Genomic DNA, 18,152 nt, shown 5'->3' on the forward strand with positions numbered 1-18,152 from the left:
CTATGAAAAGAATTCTAATTACCGGAGCGGCTGGTTTTCTGGGTTCGCACCTGTGTGACAGGTTTATTGCAGAAGGCTATTATGTAATCGGGATGGACAACCTTATTACGGGAGACTTAAAGAACATTGAACATCTTTTTAAGCTCGAAAATTTCGAATTTTACCACCACGACATCACTAAATTCGTTCATATTCCGGGGAAACTGGATTATATTTTGCATTTCGCATCGCCCGCGAGTCCGATAGACTATCTGAAAATTCCAATACAGACCTTAAAAGTTGGTTCACTCGGAACGCACAATCTTTTGGGATTGGCCAGGGTGAAAAATGCGCGCATCCTGATTGCTTCGACTTCTGAAGTCTATGGCGATCCGCTCGTGCATCCGCAAACCGAAGAATATTACGGAAATGTCAACACCATCGGGCCGAGAGGCGTTTATGACGAAGCCAAGCGTTTCCAGGAGTCCATCACGATGGCATACCACACATTTCATGGCGTTGAAACCAGAATCGTCAGGATTTTCAACACTTACGGAACGAAGGATGCGCCTCAATGACGGTCGAGTAATTCCGGCCTTCATCGGTCAGGCACTGCGCGGCGAAGATTTGACGATTTTCGGCGACGGCATGCAAACGCGTTCTTTCTGTTATGTGGATGATCAGGTGGAAGGTATTTTCAGATTGCTGCATTCTGATTACGTTTTGCCCGTAAACATTGGAAATCCGGATGAAATTACCATCAAAGATTTTGCCGAAGAAATCATAAAACTCACGGGAACAAACCAAAAAGTTGTTTATCATCCGCTTCCGGTAAATGATCCGCTGCAGCGCCAGCCGGACACCACAAAAGCACGCGAAATTCTGGGTTGGGAAGCGAAAGTTTCAAGGGCAGAAGGTATGAAAATCACGTATGATTATTTCAGGTCGCTGTCGGCAGAAGAATTATCAAAAGAAGAACACAAGGACTTTTCAAAATACATTTTTTAAGTGGGCAAACACGCAGGCAGGTATTCTGTTTACATAAGGCCGTTCTCGTATGCGCTGGATTTAATTATTATAAATCTGCTGGCGGGCACGTTTTTATTCGATTCGCTCACCGGCATTTACTATCATTTTTTTGTATCCATTTCGTGGATTGTCATTGCCTGGAATGTTGATTTTTATGAAGTGTACCGCTATACGAAGGTAATCGAGATTTTAGAGAAAATCTTCAAGCAGTATGTCATTTACCTGATTGTCAATTTTGCGTACATCGGCTATTTCCTGAAATTTTCAGAGCCGTCGATGATGGTCAAATTTGTTTCGCTGACGGTCATTTTAATCGCTGCCGAGAAGCTGTTCGTTTATTATTCGCTGAGGCAGTTCCGCGCTACTTTTGGCGGGAATTTCCGTAAAGTCGTCATCGTCGGCGACGGAAAAACGTAGACCAGCTGGTTGAATTTTTCTCCAATCCTGATTATGGTTATAAACTCGAGAAAATATTCGATTTAAAATCAGATAAAAAAGCTGAAATGGAAGCCAGTTTTCGTTTTGTTCTCGAGCACAAAATCGACGAAATTTACTGTTCGCTCACAACACTCAATAACGACGATGTCAACGATTTTGTAGATTTTACAGACAACAACCTGAAGATTTTAAAATTCCTTCCGGACAATAAGGAAGTCATCACGCGCAACCTGAATTACGATTACTATGGATATATTCCAATCATCTCAATCCGAAAAATCCCGCTCGACGAAACGACCAACCAGTTTATCAAACGCACATTCGACATCGTTTTTTCATTGATTATCATCGTTGGATTTCTGTCATGGCTCACACCAATTCTGGCGATATGGATCAAACTCGAATCACCCGGACCGGTATTTTTCAGGCAAAAGCGAAACGGGCTTAATTATCTCGAATTCAATTGCTACAAATTCCGCTCAATGACGCTTAACGAAATTGCCGATCTTGAGCAGGTTTCAAAAAACGACCCCCGAATTACAAGACTCGGCCGCATTATCAGAAAAACCAGTATCGACGAATTGCCGCAGTTTTTCAATGTGCTTTTAGGCGAAATGTCTGTTGTCGTCCGCGACCGCACATGGTCAGCCACACAGAAATGTATGCCCGCAGGGTCGACAAATTCATGGTGCGCCACTTCATCAAACCCGGAATCACCGGCCTGGCGCAAACCAACGGTTACAGGGGCGAAGTCGAGAACGAGCAGGACATCATCTACCGCGTCAAATATGACATTTTTTACCTCGAAAACTGGTCGTTACTGCTCGATTTGAAAATCATCTACTTAACGGTTTACAACGCCATAATGGGCGATAAAAAAGCGTACTAATGAAAGCGCTGGTTTCTGTAATAACACCCGCTTTTAATTCAGAAAAGTTTATTGCAGCAACCATAATGTCTGTCCAAAACCAGACCTTCCGCGATTGGGAAATGATTATCGTTGACGATTGTTCTTCGGATGCAACTGTTGCGATTGTAACTGAATTTGCCGTGAGTGATGATCGGATCAAACTCATTCGCCTTGAAAAAAATTCAGGTACCGGAATTGCAAGAAATACCGCTTTAAACACTGCTTCCGGAAAATATATCGCTTTTGTCGACGCGGATGATTTATGGAAACCCGAAAAACTCGAAAAAGCAAATCGAATTCATGCAAAACCGAAGCGTTCCGTTTACGTTTAGTTTTTATGATTGTATGGATGAAGACGGAAATTCATTGCATAAAACCGTCGAAGCACCACTTAATCTTACTTACCGCCAGCTGTTTTATTGCAATTATGTAGGCAACCTTACGGGGATTTACGACGCTGAGATTTTCGGAAAAATCGAAATCAGTTCCGTCAGGAAAAGACAGGACTGGATGTTATGGCTTTCCATCCTGAAAAAAATGCAGCAGGCACAACCAGTTCCGGAAAGCCTTGCCATTTACCGGATTCGCGGCAATTCTGTTTCCGCCTCAAAATGGGAGTTGATCAGGCATAACTTTGCCGTTTATCGCATTTTCCACAAACAAAATTTTATTTCGGCGGTATTTTCGATGTGCGGATTTCTTTTAACGCAATTGTTTGTAAAGCCGTGCTACATCAGGAAGAATAACACAGATTTCACGAATTAACACAAATTCTTACGATGTATTCTGCATATAAAATTCGTGAAAATTGGTGTAATTCGTGTTGAATCAAATCATCGACTGAAACTGTTTCAATTTACCGCGTCGGCTTCTGTCGAGTACATTTTTACGTACAAAATCAAAAAGCAATCCGGCTTCAAGATACTGCGCAATTGCCCCTTCAATTTTTTTGATTTGTTCTGCTGACAATGCCGTTTCACTTACATATTCGATGATAAAACTGTCGATTTTTGTCTGCCTGATGATGAACTCTTTCACATTGCCGTCGTTTTCGATAATGCTTTTGGTCACATAATAGAATGTCAGTCCGGGAGATTTTTTTCCGCTTGGCAGGATGGCGATATCATTGGTTCTTCCGGTTAATTTTTTGAGGATTGGTTTTTTCGGTGTGCTTTTTTCATCCAGAATTCCAATATCGCCAATGTCATAACGGATAAACGGATGCGCCTTGTTAAACAACGAAGTAATCACAACGCGGCCTTCTTCGCCGTAAGGCAGAACGCGGTCATTTTCGTCTAAAATCTCCACATATAAAGTTTCGGCATTGATTAGCCATTCGTCTTGCGGATTTTGAAATGCGATCAAATCAAGTTCGGAAGCGCCGTATTCATTGACAACCGGAATGCCGAATTGCGTTTCGAGTAATTTTTTATCGTCATCGAAAAGCATTTCAGAAGTTACCATACAGACTTTCAAGGTTGGGCAAATGGTTTTCAGAATGATGTTTTTTCGCTTTAAGAATTTAGCGAATAAAACGATGGAGCTCGTATAACCATTGATATAATCGAATTTTTTGGTTTTGAAATCTTTCAGGAATCTTTCAAGCACTTCATCCGACAAGTCAAAAATCGGAAACCGGTAACGGTGCGTCAGGAAATCCTTAAAACGCTCCTTTTTATTGCCGAAGAAATCAAGCGGAATGCCATAGAATCTAGCCTGAAGCGATTTATTGAAATCAATTCCGTACCAGCCAAAACGATAAATGTTTGAGGCCCAGGTGAGCGCATGTGCATATTTGTCTTTTGCAAAAACAAACGGGTCACCGCTTGAACCCGAAGTTTTATTGACGTAAATTTTATTGATTGGAAAACCTTCTGAAAGCCTTTTTGTTAAAGGAATTTGTATATCTTTTTTCCGCATGACGGGAATATCACTCCAGTTTTCGATGGCGGTTTTTCCGGTGAAACTTCGGTAGAATTGGTTGTATTGCAGATGGAAATTTACGATTTCGCTTTTGCTTTTTTCGATGAAATCAGCATATTCATTTTCAGGAATCGCCAGGATTTTCAGATAAATGATTTTGGGCTTTCGCGATTGGAAAACCGTTTAGTTTTAAGGTAAAGTTAAAAAGACGCAGCACGCTTTGTGAATATTTTTACCAAAAATACAAATCATTAAGTGAAACTTGATATCAAAATAACGAAACGCTAAGTTGATTTTGAACCATTAAGAAATTAAGGCCATTAAGGACTTCATGTAACTTAATTTCTTAATGGTTTTAAAAATGTAAATAAAACAGAAATATCGAAATTAATTGTTTTTTGCCGCCAAAAGCAATTATTTTTGCACACACAACTAAAACAACAACATGACAATTTTACTACTGGGTTCGGCGGAAGAGAACATGCTTTGGCATGGAAAATGCTTCAAAGTTCGCACTGCTCTAAACTTTTTGTGGCGCCGGGAAATGCCGGAACCGGAAGCATCGCCGAAAATGTAAACCTTAATCCGCTTGATTTCGAAGCCGTGAAAGCCTTCGCATTAAATTCGAAAGTCGAAATGGTTGTCGTCAGTTCGGAAGACCCGCTTGTAAAAGGGATTTTTGATTTCTTTCAGAATGATGCCGAATTAAAGCATATTCCTGTAATTGGCCCTTCAAAAATAGGTGCGCAGCTCGAAGGCAGTAAAGAATTCGCGAAACAATTTCTTGTAAAGCACAATATTCCGACTGCAGCTTATGACAGTTTTACGGCCGAAACCGTTGAAAAAGGCTGTGATTTCCTTGCAACATTACAACCTCCTTACGTTCTAAAAGCCGACGGGCTTGCGGCTGGGAAAGGCGTTTTAATCCTTCATGACTTAGAAGAAGCGAAAGCGGAATTGCGCAACATGCTCGTCAATGAAAAATTTGGTGCGGCGAGTTCAAAAGTTGTCATTGAAGAATTTTTAGACGGAATTGAACTGAGTTGCTTCGTCTTAACAGACGGCAAAAACTACAAAATCCTGCCAACGGCGAAAGATTATAAAAGAATCGGCGAAGGCGACACCGGCTTAAATACAGGCGGAATGGGCGCAGTATCGCCAGTTCCGTTTGCAGATGCAGTTTTGCTTGAAAAAATCGAAACGCGCATCGTAAAACCTACGATTTCGGGTTTGCAGAAAGACGGAATTCCGTACAAAGGATTTGTCTTTATCGGATTAATCAATGTAAAAGGCGAGCCAATCGTAATCGAATACAATGTAAGGATGGGCGATCCGGAAACGGAAGTCGTCATTCCGCGTATCAAATCTGATTTGGTCGAGTTATTCCAGGCTGTCGCAGAAGAAAACTCGATTCCATTTCACTAGAAATCGACGACAGAAGCGCTACGACAATCATGGTCGTTTCGGGCGGTTATCCGGAAGATTATGAAAAAGGAAAAGTGATTTCGGGCATTGAAAATGTTTCGGATTCGATTGTCTTTCACGCAGGTACAAAAACCGAAAACGGTAACATTGTCACCAACGGCGGCCGCGTCATTGCGGTGACATCTTACGGAGACGATTTCGAAGAAGCCATAAAAAAATCTTACCAAAACATAGCAAAGCTAAATTTCGATAAGATGTATTTCAGGAAAGATATCGGCTTCGATTTGTAAGCCGGTTTCTATTTATTTAAGGAATGAATGTGCTGTAGTGTCCTGGTTTTCCTCGTTGTTGTTTTTGTGTTCAACGAGTTGTTTGCACCAGTAGTAAATCGCGCAAGCGCAAATCAGCATAAAAATCCAGTTCAATGTATTGGCGCCAAACCAGCTTTTCAGCTCAAGATGCCTTAAAAAATCCCATGGCTTGAATAAAAAATCAACAAACAGCGACTGTATTCCTTCAAAAAATGCTTTCATCTTTTTAACAAGTATTATATTTACATCACAAAAGTATAAAATATCCCGATGATTACAAGCATTTTTAGCAAATCAAGACCATTTAATTATATTTTGGTGACGCTGTTGCTCGTACTTTGTTTTTTTATCTACCAGATGAAGGAAACCGAGTGGATGAATTTTGGTTATGATTTCGCCAAAAAAATGGGATTATTGCTCGTGCTGACGGCTTCGCTTTTCGTTACGAATTTTGTCACGAAACGCAACGGACTTAGTAAAGACAGTACTTTCCCGTTTTTATTTTTCTTTCTTTTCCTGATTATGTTTCCGGCAATTTTGAACGATATTAATGTGATTATCGCTAATTTTTTCATTCTGCTGGCGCTTCGAAGGTTGATTTCGCTGCAATCGCTTTTGACGCCGAAAGAGAAGATTTTTGATGCTTCGCTGTGGATTTTTATTGCGGCATTGTTTCAGTTTTGGTGCGTTTTGTATCTGGTGTTGATTTTCATATCAATCATCTTTCACGTCTCTCGCGATTACCGCAACTGGATTTTACCGTTCATTGCGCTTTTTGCCGTGGCTTCTATTTTTGTATTTTCGGCTTTGGCTTTCGATAAGACATTAATTACAAATGTGGTTGAAAATGCCCAAATTGACTTAAAATTCGATTATTTTAAAAACAACTTTGAAAACCTGGCGATTTCAATTTATGCGGCTTTATCTGCATTGTTCTTTTTCGCTTTGGTTTTTTCGCTTTCGAATAAGCCGCTGATTTTACACGCTTCTTACAAGAAAATCCTTTTTTCGTTTTTGATTGGCGTGATTATTTTTGCGATTTCACCACATAAAAGCAATAATCTGCTCGCTTATACTTTTATGCCTTTGGCAGTCATGGCTACAAGTTATGTGGAAAACGCCGACGGAAAGTGGATTAAGGAAAGTGTTGTTGCAATTGTGGTTTTGGCGGGGTTTATGTCTTTTTTCGCGCAACTTTAACCACAAAGACACGAAGTCGCGAAGACACAAAGAAAAATGCATCAAAAGCTTTGCGAACTTAGCGAAAACTTAGCGCTCTTTACGATAAAAATCACAATTTATTCCCATAAGCCAAATCGCCCGCATCGCCCAATCCAGGAACGATATAATTCTTGTCATTAAGTTTTTCATCTAACGTCGCCACCCATAAATGGCAATAATCCGGCAAATGTTTCTCAAGATAAGCGATGCCTTCGGCGCAGCGATGACAACCGCCATGTGTATTTCTTTCGGTTTGCCTTTCGCGAGAAGCGTGTTGAAAACCGCAACCATCGATTGTCCGGTTGCCAACATCGGGTCGATTAATAAAAGATTTTTGTTTTCGATATTCGGAACGGCCTGGTATTCAACTTTAATATCGAATAAATCGTCGTTATTGTAATGATGACGGTAAGCCGAAACAAATCCGTTTTCAGCATTGTCGAAATAATTCAGGAAACCCAAATGGAGTGGCAAACCAGCACGTAAAATCGAGCACAAAACCAATTGATCTTCAATTTCTGTCGTCTTTTTGATGCCAAGCGGCGTCTGGATTTCGACGTTTTTGTAATGTAGATTTTTACTGAGTTCATACGCCATGATTTCGCCGATGCGCTCAATATTTCGCCGGAACCGCATACTATCACCTTGTACATTTACGTTTCGGATTTGGCCTAGAAAATGGTTCAGGACGCTGTTGGCTTCGGATAGATAATGGATTTGCATGATAATTAGCGAATGAGGTGATTAGCGAATGAAATCGAAAACTTGAATTTTAAACTTCAATCGTAAAAGTATAAAAAGTATCTTTGTGTTTTAAAATTAAGATATGTTTTCAAAACTGGCCTATAATGTTTTCGAGCAGAGCATCCACGATTATCATTTGACGGATAACGTCGATCAGCAGATTGTTAATCCGTTCGACAAAGATAAATTCGAACATTTGTTATACCTCAAAAACTGGATTGACACCGTTCAGTGGCATTTTGAAGACATCATCCGAGACCCGAATATCGATCCGGCAGCTGCACTTGTTTTGAAAAGAAGGATTGATGCTTCGAACCAGGAAAGAACTGACATGGTTGAATATATTGATAGTTATTTTCTGCTCAAATTCAAAGATGTTCAGCCGAAAGAAAATGCAAAAATCAATTCTGAAAGTCCGGCCTGGGCGTTCGACCGTTTGTCAATCCTTGCCTTGAAAATCTACCACATGCAGGAAGAAGCGACCCGCGAAGAAGCCACGCAGGAACACCGCGATAAATGCCGCGCCAAACTTGAAATCCTGCTCGAACAAAGAACAGATTTGTCAACAGCCATCGAAGATTTACTCGAAGATATCCAGAACGGCGACAAATTCATGAAAGTTTACAAGCAGATGAAAATGTACAACGACGATGATCTGAATCCGGTTTTGTATCAGAATAAGAAATAAGGTGCAGGGTGTTGGGTACAAGGTGCAGGAAATCTGGATCAACCCTGAACCCTGAACCCTGAACCCTGAACCTTGACAAAAAAAATCCAACATATAGCCGTCATGAGAATCTCCGCAATGGGAGATGTCGCCATGACGGTTCCGGTTTTAAGGGCGTTTTCGAAGCAATATCCCAAGGTAAAAATCACAGTGATTTCGCGCCCGTTTTTCAAGCCGTTTTTTGACGGAATTCCGAATCTTGATTTTTTTGCTTTTGATGCGAAGGAAAGGCACAAAGGATTTTTCGGTCTTTTGCGTTTGTTTTCAGATTTGAAAAAATTGAATATTGACGCTTTCGCGGATTTACACAATGTTTTGCGCTCGAAAATCATCAGGACACTTTTTGCTTTAAGTGGTAAAAAAACTGCTTTTACAGATAAAGGCAGAATTGAAAAAAAAGCGCTGACTTCCGCCGAAAATAAAGTTTTCAAACCTTTGAAAACCATGTTTGAAAGACATGCGGAAACGTTTCAGAATCTTGGATTTCCAATTAATTTAGAAAATCCTTCGTTTCCTGAAAAAGGAATTCTAACTGAAGAAATACTCAAAATCACCGGCGAAAAAAACCAAAAATGGATTGGTATTGCGCCTTTCGCTCAATATGATTCGAAAGTTTATCCGCTGGACCTGATGCAAAAAGTCATCGCCGATTTGTCAAAAACCGATTGCAAAATCTTCCTTTTCGGCGGCGGAAATAAAGAAATCGAAGTTTTGGATTCACTTTCAAAAAACAAAGAAAATATCATCAATATCGCCGGAAAAATCAAATTTACCGAAGAATTAAATCTCATCAGCAACCTCGATGTCATGCTCTCAATCGATTCCGGGAACGCGCACATCGCAGCCATGCTTGGTGTAAAAGTCATCACGCTTTGGGGCGCGACACATCCGTTTGCGGGATTTTCGCCGTTCGACCAGCCTTTGGAAAATGCGTTGGTTGCTGATCGCGAAAAATTCCCGAAACTTCCGACTTCCGTTTACGGCAATAAAAAGGTTGAAGGTTATGAGGAGGCGATGCGGACGATTTTGCCAAGAACCATTGTCGAAAAATTAAAAGCTTAGAACCATTAAGAAATGAAGGTTCATTAAGTGTTACTTCGAAAATTTACCGCAAAGAACATAAAGATTTCCGCAAAGTTTTTTTAAGAATAGCTTTGCGAACTTGGCGTAAAACTTGGCGCCTTTGCGCTTAAAAAAATCCCAATCACATTCAGCAATTGGGATTTGTTATTTATAAATTGGAATTTACGCCTGCGTTATACGTCGTCATAATCCACATAAAGCTCAGCAGAAGTAGGATGTGCCTGGCAGGTTAAAATCAAACCTTCGGCAATTTCGCCGTCGGTTAAAATGGAATTTTTCTTCATTTCCGCAGTTCCCTTTGTAATCCTTGCAAGACAACTGCTGCAAATTCCGCCCTGGCAAGAATAAGGTGCATCGAGGCCTTGTTTCAAAGCGGCATCGAGAACGGTTTGTTTCTTCGACATTTCGAAAGTCGTTTCTTCATCATCGACCAAAACGGTGATTTTCGTGTGTCCGTCAAGGTTGTCGTTGATGATTTTTTCTGAAAGCGATGACGAGAACAATTCAAATTTGATGTCCTTTTCGGCAATGTTGTGCTCCTTTAAAACATTAGAAACGAGATTGATCATTTCTTCAGGGCCGCACAGATAAAATTTATCAAAAGTGATGTTTTTGTATTTGTTGTTGAGGATGAAATTGACCGTAGATTTTTCAATTCTGCCAAATAATTCATGCTCGACTTTGGCCTGGCTGTAAACGTGGTGAATGAAAAATCGTCCGACATATTGCGATTGCAGATCGTGTAATTCCTGGAAAAAAATTGTTTGTTCGGGCGTTTTATTGCCATAAACCAATACGAAAGTACTCAAAGGCTCGCTTGCCAAAACCGTTTTTATAATCGCCATAACCGGCGTGATTCCGCTTCCTGCGGCAAATGCGGCGTAATTTTTTTGTCTTTCAACCTGTGGTTCGAAGATGAATTTCCCTTCGGGTTTTCCGACTTCAATCAAATCGCCTGCTTTAAGATTTAAATTGGCGAATTTAGAGAAAGCTCCGTTGTGCACTGATTTTATCGCAATACGCAAATCACCGCTTTCAGGCGATGAACAGATCGAATAAGCGCGGCGGATTTCTTCTCCGTCAAGCGTAAGTTTCAGGTTAAGGTATTGCCCGGCCGTGAATTTGTAGAACGGCTTCAGTTCTTCGGGCACATTAAAAAGTACCGAAATCGCGTTGTCGGTTTCGCGCTTTACTTCTTTAATGTTAAGTTTATAAAAGGACATCTTGATATTTTTTACAAAGATACTAAACGCCGGAGGTTTGGTAAAACGATTGGTGAAATTTATATACCTAAATGTTTTATGTATAAATTTCTTATGTATATTTGTTGTATGAAAAACTCACAGCTCTACAAAGGCAGCCTCAACACCATCATCATGAAATTGCTAGAGGAAAACGGCAAGATGTACGGTTATGAGATAACGCAGAAAGTAAAAGCCATCACACAAGGCGAACTCAATATCACCGAAGGCGCGTTGTATCCGGCGTTGCACAAGCTCGAAGCCGACGGATTGTTAGATGTTGAAATGGAAAAAGTCGATAACCGCATCCGGAAATATTATAAGCTTACTGAAAAAGGCACGACAGAAACCGTAAATCGCTTAGCTGAACTGGAAGATTTCATCCGCAACATGCAAACCATCATCAAACCCAATCTGGAATTTTAGCCATGAACCTGACCAAAGAAGATATCCAATTCATCGGTAATTATTTACTGAAATCAGAAGTTTTTTACGCCGATATCCGCGCTGAGATGACCGATCATATTGCCACTGCCGTTGAGGTGAAAATGGAAACCGAAAACCTTGATTTTTATGACGCGTTCAAAGAGTATATGGCAGTCAATAAAAAGGAAATCCTTAAGGCAAATAAAGGAAGCATGAACCTCGACTTATCCGTTTTGAAACATTTCGGAAAATTCCTGATCACTCCGAAAATGCTGGTTTTCGATGTTTTTTTCGGATTTGGGATGTGTTTTATTTCGAAAAATTACTGCGTCAATTTTTTACAAAAGCATCCGTTTTTATTCGGCGGCTCGATTCTGATTTTGGCATTTTTGCAGGCCATTTACTTTTACGGTATCGCCAAAAGGCGGTTTTATTACCTTGAAAAAAGCGGCATCATACTTACCGCGCTTTCTTATTTCATAGTATTTATCATCAATCCGGAGTTGGACAACCCGAATTTTTATATTGCCGGAACATACGTTTATTTCTTTTCGGCCTACATACTTTATGTCATTTATGAAGTGACGGTTTTCGCAAAAAACAACAAAAATATTTACGCTTAAATGAAAATTTCCGCAGCACAAATCGAGCAATTATACGCTTTTACCAGACAACATTTCGTAGAATATTACGATTTGCAAACTGAACTCGTTGACCATCTTGCCAATGCGATTGAAGCGAAATGGGCAGAAAATCCGGCACTTTCTTTTGATGAAATCCTGAATGCAGAATTCAAGAAATTTGGTGTTTTCGGCTTTATGAATGTTGTCGAAAAGCGGCAGGGGGCACTTACACGGAAATACAACAAGATTGTCTGGGAAAATTGCCGGGATTTTTTCGAATTTCCGAAAGTCGTTTTCGCCGTGATTTCGTTTTATCTGATCAGTTTGGGATTGCAATCCATTGAATATGCGTCAGAAATCTATGTTGTCATTTTTGGACTGCTTACCTTATTCCTTCTGGCCAAAACAATTATAGAAAGTTTAAGGCGGCGCAAAAAGATCCAAAAGAAAAGAAATGGCTTTTCGAAGAAATCATCTTGCGGTATGGCAGTGCCATGTCGTTTCTTGTGCTGCCGGTACAATTGCTCAGTGCCTTTTCGCAAAATGCCGAAACAATTGCGAACAACAACACATTGCTTTATGGATCCAGTGCATTTTTAGTGATTTACGCGATTTCCATCTATGTGATTGTAGTAAAAATTCCGTCAAAAGCCAAAGAATACCTGGCGCAGACCTATCCGGAAATGGCATTGATGCGAGAGTAACTTTTTCTTACATTAGCAGACTAATCCACAAAACCAAACCAAAACATCATGTTTAAAAAATTCCTCATGCTCGAGTGGAAGGCCTTCACCAGGTCGGCTTCCTTCGGTGCCAATCTGGCCATTAAAATCCTGATGATTTTTCTGGCGATTTATTTCTCGGTGGCGTTTCTGGCGCTCGGCACTTCCGTTTATTTTATTTTAGAAGAGAGTGGGCTCAAACCGGTTCCAACGGTCGGGAAATACCTGATTTATTATTTCATACTCGATTTGGTCATCAGATTGTTGCTGCAGAAAATCCCGGTGATGAACATCAGGCCTTTGCTGACGCTGCCTATCAAAAAACCGACGATTGTGAATTTTTCATTGGGAAAAACGTATTTGTCGTTTTTTAACCTCGTGCATTTATTCTTCTTTATGCCATTTACAGTTGTTCTTTTTATAAAAGGATTTGATCCGGCGAGTGTTTTGATTTGGCATTTGTCGATTTTTTGTTTGGTGTACATCAATAATTTCCTTGGGATTTTACTCAATAATAAAGACAATCTGTTCTTTTTATTCCTTGGGCTCGTGGCAGTTTTCGCCGTATTACAATATTATGGTATTTTCGATGCGACGGTTTATACTGCAGTTTTTTACCAGGGATTATTTGACACGAAATGGATGGTGCTGGTTCCGGTTTTGGCTTTGGCCGGATTGTATACCGTGACATTTAATTATTTCAAAAAGAACCTTTATCTCGACGCCGGATTGGCTTCAAAACACGATATCGCGAAAACCGAAGATTTCAGCTGGCTGAACCAATTCGGGACTTTGGGAACTTTCCTTAAAAACGACATCAAACTTATCAAAAGGAACAAACGTTCAAAAACCACCGTACTTATGAGCGTTTTGTTCTTGTTTTACGGCTTGCTGTTTTTCACACAAAACATCGAAGCCTACGACAACCCGTTCATGCACATGTTTGCCGGAATCTTTGTAACTGGCGGATTTCTGTTCACTTTCGGGCAATTCGTGCCGAGTTGGGACAGTTCCTATTATCAATTAATGATGACGCAGAATATCCCGTACCGCGGTTACCTCAGTTCAAAATGGTGGCTTGTCGTCATTGCCACGACTGTTTCAAGCATATTGGCGTCGTTTTATTTGTATTTTGGCTGGCAGGTTTACCTTACGGTTTTGGTCGGCGCGGTTTATAATATTGGTGTAAACTCGCATTTGGTGCTGCTTGGCGGCGCTTATACCAAAACGCCGGTCGATTTGAATTCGAGCAAAGGCGCATTCGGTGATAAAAAAGCTTTTAACGTAAAAACGATGCTGCTTTCGCTGCCGAAATTACTTTTGCCAATGGCGCTTTACGGCATCGGAAGCGTGATTTTTAACCCGACAACCGGATTGATATTCGTAGCTGCGGCAGGTGTACTTGGCTTTATTTTCAGGAATTCGATGTTCAAACTGATTGAATCGGTTTACAAATCAGAAAAATACTCCACCATCGACGCGTACAAACAAAAAGGATAATTCATCAATTAAAAATATACAAAATGATACAAGTTACTAATCTTTCAAAGTCATATAACGGCACAACCGTACTCAATTTGCCACATCTTGAAATCCAAAAAGGCGAAAGCTTCGGACTCGTCGGCAACAACGGCGCAGGGAAAACTACTTTTTTCAGTCTTTTACTCGATTTGATTTCGCCGTCAAGCGGACACATCATCAACAACGGTGTTGAAGTGCATACAAGCGAAAAATGGAAACCTTTTACCGCATCATTCCTTGACGAAAGTTTCCTGATCGGCTATCTTACGCCGGAAGAATATTTCTACTTCATCGGCGATTTGCGCGGTCAGAACAAAGCCGATGTGGATGCATTGCTGTTGAAACACGAAGAATTCTTTAACGGAGAAATCCTCAAAAGCAAGAAATACATCCGTGATTTCTCAAAAGGAAACCAGAAGAAAGTCGGCATTATCGCCACTTTGATCGGAAATCCGGAAGTCGTGATTTTAGACGAACCATTCGCCAACCTTGACCCAACGACGCAATTCCGCCTCAAAAAAATCATCAAAGATCTGGCCGACGACCCGAATGTTACCGTGTTGGTTTCGAGCCACGATTTGCTGCACACCGTTGAGGTTTCTGACCGTATTGTCGCGCTGCACAAAGGTGAAATCGTGAAAGACATCCGCACATCGGCAGAAACGTTGAAAGAACTTGAAGCATTCTTCGCCGTATAATTCAAGGCAAATCTTACAAACCAAAGGCCGCAAATTCACAGATTTTATCAAAAATGTAAAATCTGCGAATCTGCGGCCTTCTTATTAAGCCAAAAACAACATTAGAATCTTTTGCCATATCAAAAAGAAACGTATTTTTACCAGTTGTTATACTAAAAATAGCTTTTGTAAGTTATGTCTAAAAACGTTTTTACATTGAAAACCAACAAACTCAGATACTTTTTCCCGCTTATAATATTCATTTTCCTGATTGCCTGTTCCACCAAAAGAGACAAGTTTGTCAATAGGAAATGGCAGGCGCTCAACACCAAATATAACGTCCTTTACAACGGCAATATCGCGCTGGACAAAGGAATGGTGGAGTTGAAGCAGAAATACAATGACGATTATTGGGAAATCCTTCCGATTGAAAGGATGCAGGTATCTGCCGAAGATATTTTACCGGGACAGTCTAAAAATGCCAATTTCGGCAGGGCCAGGAAAAAGCCGTAAAAGCCATCCAGAAACGCTCGATGAACATTGACGGCAAGGAAAAAAACCCGCAGATGGACGAAGCGCATTTGCTGCTCGGAAAATCGCGTTATTACGACCATCGTTTTATTCCGGCGCTCGAGGCTTTCAATTATATCTTGTATAAATATCCCGAAAGCGACAAGATTTACGAAGCCAAAATCTGGCGCGAAAGAACGAATATGCGCCTTGACAATGACGCGATTGCGGTTAAAAACCTTCAGCAATTATTAAAGGAAATCAAATTCAAAGACCAGATTTTTGCTGATGCGAATGCAACGCTGGCGCAGGCATTCCTGCATTTGGAGCAACGTGACAGTGCGCTTGTCCGACTCAACAAAGCGATAGAATTTACAAAATCAGACGAAGAAAAAGCAAGGTATCATTTTATCGCCGGACAAATCTATGAAGGTGAAGGCGAAGACGAAAAAGCGTTTGCCGCATTCCAGTCGGTAATTGATATGAAAAGGGATTCGCCGCGTGAATACATCATCCAGGCGCATGCCGCTCAGGCACGTCAGTTTGATTTTGCCAAAGGCGATACGATTGCGTTTTTGACGAAATACCGTGAATTGCTTAACTAGACCGTGAAAACCGTCCGTTTCTTGATGTTATCAACCATCAGATGGGATTGTTTTATGACAAGCAGCACAATTCAAAACAGGCGATAAAATTCTACAACCGCTCGCTCAAGAAAAAGACCGATGATGCTTATCTGATTGCTTCCAATTACAGGAATCTGGCGAAGATTTACTTCGACAATGCCAAATACCAGATGGCCGGGCAGTATTATGACAGTACGCTTATTCACATGAACACTAAAATCCGCGAATACAAAGCCATTAAAAAGAAACGCGACAATCTTGAAGATGTCATTAAATACGAAGCCATTGCGCAGCAAAATGACAGTATTCTTAACATTGTGGCTTTATCAGACGGTGACAAAAAAAGTTTTTATGAAGATTATATCGTCAAGCTGAAAAAAGCAGATGCTGAAAAGGCAAAACTCGAAAAAGCCGCACAGGAAAAAGCCGAAAGGGAAAACCGCAATAACGACAGCGATGATGATATGGCTAACGTAAAATCTGCCGACGGAAAAGACAGATTGATGGATACTGACCCGAAAAAGCAACTGATTCCAAAAAAACCTATACCGAACTCGGATTTATCGGGAAAAACCACGTCTGCAACCGGTAAGAATGAAACTTTTTATTTTTACAATCCATCGACCGTAGCTTATGGAAAAGTTGAATTCAGAAAAAGATGGGGAACCCGTACGCTTAAAAACAACTGGAGGCTTTCTTCATTGAAAAACACCGATGAAGTAGCTACAGAACGGCCAATCGCTGAAAATTCAGATTCAATCCAGGCTAAAGATGCAAAAGCTAAGGCTGATAAAGCAATCGTAGAAGAAAAATACACACCGGAATTTTATATCAAACAATTGCCGACATCGCAAAAAGTTTTAGACAGTCTCGCCAAAGACCGCAATTTTGCATATTATCAATTGGGTGTGATTTACAAAGAGAAATTCAAGGAATACAAGCTTTCCGCAAGCAAACTCGAGCAGTTGCTCAACAACAATCCTGAAGAAAGGCTCATTTTGCCGTCGATGTATAATTTGTATTTGATTTATCAAATCATCGATAAAGACAAGGCGATTGCGATGAAAAACAAGATCATAGCGCAATATCCGCAATCGCGTTATGCACAATTGCTGCAAAATCCGGAACACGAAAGATTTGGCGCAAATGACTCCGGAAGCTGCTTATGACAAGCTTTTCAAGGAATATGAAGCCGGCGATTACCGCAATCTGCTCGCTGAATTGGATACTGCAACCGACCAGTTTACGGGAGAAGATATCATGCCAAAACTCGAATTGCTGAAAGCCAACACAGCCGGAAAAGTAAAAGGAATTGCCGATTATAAATCCGAATTGAATTTCGTGGCACTTAATTATCCAAATGTAAGTGAAGGCAAGCAGGCAGAAGAAACTTTGAAAAAAGACGTTCCGTTTTTAGAAAAGCTGACGTTCTATCGCGACATTCCGGAAAGCTGGAAAATCATTTACAAAGTCGACGCCGTTGAAACGCCGGCAACGAAGCAACTGATTGAAAAAGTCAAAAAATTTACTGCTGAAAGAACTGTTGAAAAATTGAAATTCTCAATTGATATTTATACGATGACTGAAAATTTCGTCGTCATTCACGGCATTCCTTCAGCAGAAAAAGCCAAAGACATTGTTTCAATCCTCAAAGACTATAAGGATTACAAAATTGCCGAAGAAGCGGTAGTGATTTCTAATGAAAATTACAGAATCGTACAAATCAAGAAGAATCTGGCAGAATATATCGTGACACCTTACAGCGAGCCGCAGCCTGACCCGGTTGCGCCGCCAACGCCTGTAACTCCGGAACCAAAGAAACAGCAGCCGAAAAATAATAACCCGAAATCGCCACCGAAAGATACCAAGGGAAATCAAGGCCAGCCGAACAATCCGAAGTCGCCGACATTAAAAAGCAACGACTTGCATCCGGAAAATTCAGACGATCCGTCGCCTGATGGTAACACCAACCCAACAAAATTCAACACACCGCCAACGCCTAAAAAACGACCGTAA

At 40.7% G+C, this 18,152-nt stretch carries 19 protein-coding genes and 5 pseudogenes; 20 read left to right on the forward strand and 4 right to left on the reverse strand.

Going from position 1 to position 18,152, the window contains the following annotated elements; translation table 11 throughout:
• Positions 1 to 2 precede the first annotated feature (2 nt).
• The 6 genes and pseudogenes from ACSLFW_RS03505 to ACSLFW_RS03530 all read left to right on the forward strand — a co-directional run bounded on the left by ACSLFW_RS03505 (position 3) and on the right by ACSLFW_RS03530 (position 3,121).
• A pseudogene (locus ACSLFW_RS03505) lies at positions 3 to 987 on the forward strand (UDP-glucuronic acid decarboxylase family protein).
• Positions 988 to 1,425, forward strand: a complete 438-nt coding sequence (locus ACSLFW_RS03510) for a hypothetical protein (RefSeq protein ID WP_436554669.1) — start codon at positions 988 to 990, stop codon at positions 1,423 to 1,425. It abuts the pseudogene before it with no gap.
• 86 nt (positions 1,426 to 1,511) lie between these two features.
• A pseudogene (locus tag ACSLFW_RS03515) lies at positions 1,512 to 2,012 on the forward strand (sugar transferase); the annotation flags it as partial.
• 119 nt (positions 2,013 to 2,131) lie between these two features.
• Positions 2,132 to 2,335, forward strand: coding sequence for a sugar transferase (locus ACSLFW_RS03520; protein WP_436554670.1), 204 nt, complete (start codon positions 2,132 to 2,134; stop codon positions 2,333 to 2,335).
• Positions 2,335 to 2,688, forward strand: coding sequence for a glycosyltransferase family 2 protein (locus ACSLFW_RS03525; RefSeq protein ID WP_436554671.1), 354 nt, complete (start codon positions 2,335 to 2,337; stop codon positions 2,686 to 2,688). Before ACSLFW_RS03520 ends, ACSLFW_RS03525 begins: the two co-directional genes overlap by 1 nt.
• Positions 2,657 to 3,121 carry a hypothetical protein gene (locus ACSLFW_RS03530; RefSeq protein ID WP_436554672.1) on the forward strand — a complete coding sequence of 155 codons (465 nt, stop codon included), beginning with the start codon at positions 2,657 to 2,659 and terminating at the stop codon, positions 3,119 to 3,121. The genes ACSLFW_RS03525 and ACSLFW_RS03530 overlap by 32 nt, the downstream gene beginning before the upstream one ends.
• A 63-nt stretch (positions 3,122 to 3,184) precedes the next feature.
• Here ACSLFW_RS03530 and ACSLFW_RS03535 read toward each other — a convergent pair.
• Positions 3,185 to 4,496: pseudogene (locus ACSLFW_RS03535) on the reverse strand (phenylacetate--CoA ligase family protein).
• A gap of 228 nt (positions 4,497 to 4,724) precedes the next feature.
• Here ACSLFW_RS03535 and purD point away from each other — a divergent pair.
• A pseudogene (gene purD, locus ACSLFW_RS03540) lies at positions 4,725 to 5,994 on the forward strand (phosphoribosylamine--glycine ligase).
• A 12-nt stretch (positions 5,995 to 6,006) separates the two neighbouring features.
• Here purD and ACSLFW_RS03545 read toward each other — a convergent pair.
• Positions 6,007 to 6,237 carry a DUF6341 family protein gene (locus tag ACSLFW_RS03545; RefSeq protein ID WP_436554673.1) on the reverse strand — a complete coding sequence of 77 codons (231 nt, stop codon included), beginning with the start codon at positions 6,235 to 6,237 and terminating at the stop codon, positions 6,007 to 6,009.
• A 48-nt stretch (positions 6,238 to 6,285) separates the two neighbouring features.
• Here ACSLFW_RS03545 and ACSLFW_RS03550 point away from each other — a divergent pair, with 48 nt between their 5' ends.
• Positions 6,286 to 7,215: a DUF6427 family protein gene (locus ACSLFW_RS03550; RefSeq protein ID WP_436554674.1), complete on the forward strand. Its 930-nt coding sequence runs from the start codon at positions 6,286 to 6,288 to the stop codon at positions 7,213 to 7,215.
• 91 nt (positions 7,216 to 7,306) lie between these two features.
• On the opposite strand, the pseudogene upp reads toward ACSLFW_RS03550, so the two are convergent.
• Positions 7,307 to 7,959, reverse strand: a pseudogene (gene upp, locus ACSLFW_RS03555) (uracil phosphoribosyltransferase).
• Between the two features lie 103 nt (positions 7,960 to 8,062).
• On the opposite strand from upp, the gene ACSLFW_RS03560 reads away from it, so the two are divergent.
• Positions 8,063 to 8,668 (forward strand): DUF4254 domain-containing protein, encoded by a 606-nt coding sequence (locus ACSLFW_RS03560; RefSeq protein WP_436554675.1) that lies wholly within the window; start codon positions 8,063 to 8,065, stop codon positions 8,666 to 8,668.
• 102 nt (positions 8,669 to 8,770) lie between these two features.
• Positions 8,771 to 9,769: a glycosyltransferase family 9 protein gene (locus ACSLFW_RS03565; protein ID WP_436554676.1), complete on the forward strand. Its 999-nt coding sequence runs from the start codon at positions 8,771 to 8,773 to the stop codon at positions 9,767 to 9,769.
• Positions 9,770 to 9,963: 194 nt separating this feature from the next.
• Here ACSLFW_RS03565 and ACSLFW_RS03570 read toward each other — a convergent pair whose 3' ends face one another.
• Positions 9,964 to 11,013, reverse strand: coding sequence for a 2Fe-2S iron-sulfur cluster-binding protein (locus ACSLFW_RS03570; protein ID WP_436554677.1), 1,050 nt, complete (start codon positions 11,011 to 11,013; stop codon positions 9,964 to 9,966).
• Positions 11,014 to 11,121: 108 nt separating this feature from the next.
• Here ACSLFW_RS03570 and ACSLFW_RS03575 point away from each other — a divergent pair, with 108 nt between their 5' ends.
• From ACSLFW_RS03575 to ACSLFW_RS03620, 10 genes are all read left to right on the forward strand, one after another.
• Entirely contained in the window at positions 11,122 to 11,457 is a 336-nt protein-coding gene (locus ACSLFW_RS03575) for a PadR family transcriptional regulator (protein ID WP_436554678.1), read from the forward strand.
• A 2-nt stretch (positions 11,458 to 11,459) separates the two neighbouring features.
• Positions 11,460 to 12,080, forward strand: coding sequence for a hypothetical protein (locus ACSLFW_RS03580; protein WP_436554679.1), 621 nt, complete (start codon positions 11,460 to 11,462; stop codon positions 12,078 to 12,080).
• Complete coding sequence (locus ACSLFW_RS03585; RefSeq protein WP_436554680.1) at positions 12,081 to 12,680, forward strand: hypothetical protein; 600 nt, start codon at positions 12,081 to 12,083, stop codon at positions 12,678 to 12,680.
• Positions 12,653 to 12,784 (forward strand): hypothetical protein, encoded by a 132-nt coding sequence (locus tag ACSLFW_RS03590; RefSeq protein ID WP_436554681.1) that lies wholly within the window; start codon positions 12,653 to 12,655, stop codon positions 12,782 to 12,784. The genes ACSLFW_RS03585 and ACSLFW_RS03590 overlap by 28 nt, the downstream gene beginning before the upstream one ends.
• A 48-nt stretch (positions 12,785 to 12,832) precedes the next feature.
• On the forward strand, positions 12,833 to 14,302 hold the full coding sequence (locus ACSLFW_RS03595) for a DUF5687 family protein (RefSeq protein WP_436554682.1): 1,470 nt from the start codon (positions 12,833 to 12,835) through the stop codon (positions 14,300 to 14,302).
• 23 nt (positions 14,303 to 14,325) lie between these two features.
• On the forward strand, positions 14,326 to 15,021 hold the full coding sequence (locus ACSLFW_RS03600; protein WP_436554683.1) for an ABC transporter ATP-binding protein: 696 nt from the start codon (positions 14,326 to 14,328) through the stop codon (positions 15,019 to 15,021).
• Between the two features lie 195 nt (positions 15,022 to 15,216).
• Complete coding sequence (locus tag ACSLFW_RS03605) at positions 15,217 to 15,513, forward strand: hypothetical protein (protein WP_436554684.1); 297 nt, start codon at positions 15,217 to 15,219, stop codon at positions 15,511 to 15,513.
• A 20-nt stretch (positions 15,514 to 15,533) separates the two neighbouring features.
• A complete protein-coding gene (locus ACSLFW_RS03610; protein ID WP_436554685.1) occupies positions 15,534 to 16,115 on the forward strand; it encodes a tetratricopeptide repeat protein in 582 nt (193 codons plus the stop codon).
• A 41-nt stretch (positions 16,116 to 16,156) separates the two neighbouring features.
• Complete coding sequence (locus tag ACSLFW_RS03615; protein WP_436554686.1) at positions 16,157 to 17,305, forward strand: hypothetical protein; 1,149 nt, start codon at positions 16,157 to 16,159, stop codon at positions 17,303 to 17,305.
• Entirely contained in the window at positions 17,283 to 18,152 is an 870-nt protein-coding gene (locus tag ACSLFW_RS03620; RefSeq protein WP_436554687.1) for a hypothetical protein, read from the forward strand. Before ACSLFW_RS03615 ends, ACSLFW_RS03620 begins: the two co-directional genes overlap by 23 nt.

Origin of the sequence: Flavobacterium sp. 3HN19-14, from assembly GCF_051373205.1 — a bacterium.
Taxonomy (GTDB): Bacteria; Bacteroidota; Bacteroidia; order Flavobacteriales; family Flavobacteriaceae; genus Flavobacterium.

Excerpts from the sequence above, each read along its gene's own strand:
- ACSLFW_RS03575 (WP_436554678.1), top strand. The coding sequence starts at position 11,122 with ATGAAAAACTCACAGCTCTACAAAGGCAGCCTCAACACCATCATCATG.
- ACSLFW_RS03530 (WP_436554672.1), top strand. The coding sequence starts at position 2,657 with ATGCAAAACCGAAGCGTTCCGTTTACGTTTAGTTTTTATGATTGTATG.
- ACSLFW_RS03565 (WP_436554676.1), top strand. The coding sequence starts at position 8,771 with ATGAGAATCTCCGCAATGGGAGATGTCGCCATGACGGTTCCGGTTTTA.
- ACSLFW_RS03600 (WP_436554683.1), top strand. The coding sequence starts at position 14,326 with ATGATACAAGTTACTAATCTTTCAAAGTCATATAACGGCACAACCGTA.
- ACSLFW_RS03545 (WP_436554673.1), bottom strand. The coding sequence starts at position 6,237 with ATGAAAGCATTTTTTGAAGGAATACAGTCGCTGTTTGTTGATTTTTTA.
- ACSLFW_RS03610 (WP_436554685.1), top strand. The coding sequence starts at position 15,534 with ATGAACATTGACGGCAAGGAAAAAAACCCGCAGATGGACGAAGCGCAT.
- ACSLFW_RS03525 (WP_436554671.1), top strand. The coding sequence starts at position 2,335 with ATGAAAGCGCTGGTTTCTGTAATAACACCCGCTTTTAATTCAGAAAAG.
- ACSLFW_RS03615 (WP_436554686.1), top strand. The coding sequence starts at position 16,157 with ATGGGATTGTTTTATGACAAGCAGCACAATTCAAAACAGGCGATAAAA.
- ACSLFW_RS03520 (WP_436554670.1), top strand. The coding sequence starts at position 2,132 with ATGGTGCGCCACTTCATCAAACCCGGAATCACCGGCCTGGCGCAAACC.
- ACSLFW_RS03595 (WP_436554682.1), top strand. The coding sequence starts at position 12,833 with ATGTTTAAAAAATTCCTCATGCTCGAGTGGAAGGCCTTCACCAGGTCG.
- ACSLFW_RS03620 (WP_436554687.1), top strand. The coding sequence starts at position 17,283 with ATGACTCCGGAAGCTGCTTATGACAAGCTTTTCAAGGAATATGAAGCC.
- ACSLFW_RS03585 (WP_436554680.1), top strand. The coding sequence starts at position 12,081 with ATGAAAATTTCCGCAGCACAAATCGAGCAATTATACGCTTTTACCAGA.
- ACSLFW_RS03560 (WP_436554675.1), top strand. The coding sequence starts at position 8,063 with ATGTTTTCAAAACTGGCCTATAATGTTTTCGAGCAGAGCATCCACGAT.
- ACSLFW_RS03580 (WP_436554679.1), top strand. The coding sequence starts at position 11,460 with ATGAACCTGACCAAAGAAGATATCCAATTCATCGGTAATTATTTACTG.
- ACSLFW_RS03550 (WP_436554674.1), top strand. The coding sequence starts at position 6,286 with ATGATTACAAGCATTTTTAGCAAATCAAGACCATTTAATTATATTTTG.
- ACSLFW_RS03570 (WP_436554677.1), bottom strand. The coding sequence starts at position 11,013 with ATGTCCTTTTATAAACTTAACATTAAAGAAGTAAAGCGCGAAACCGAC.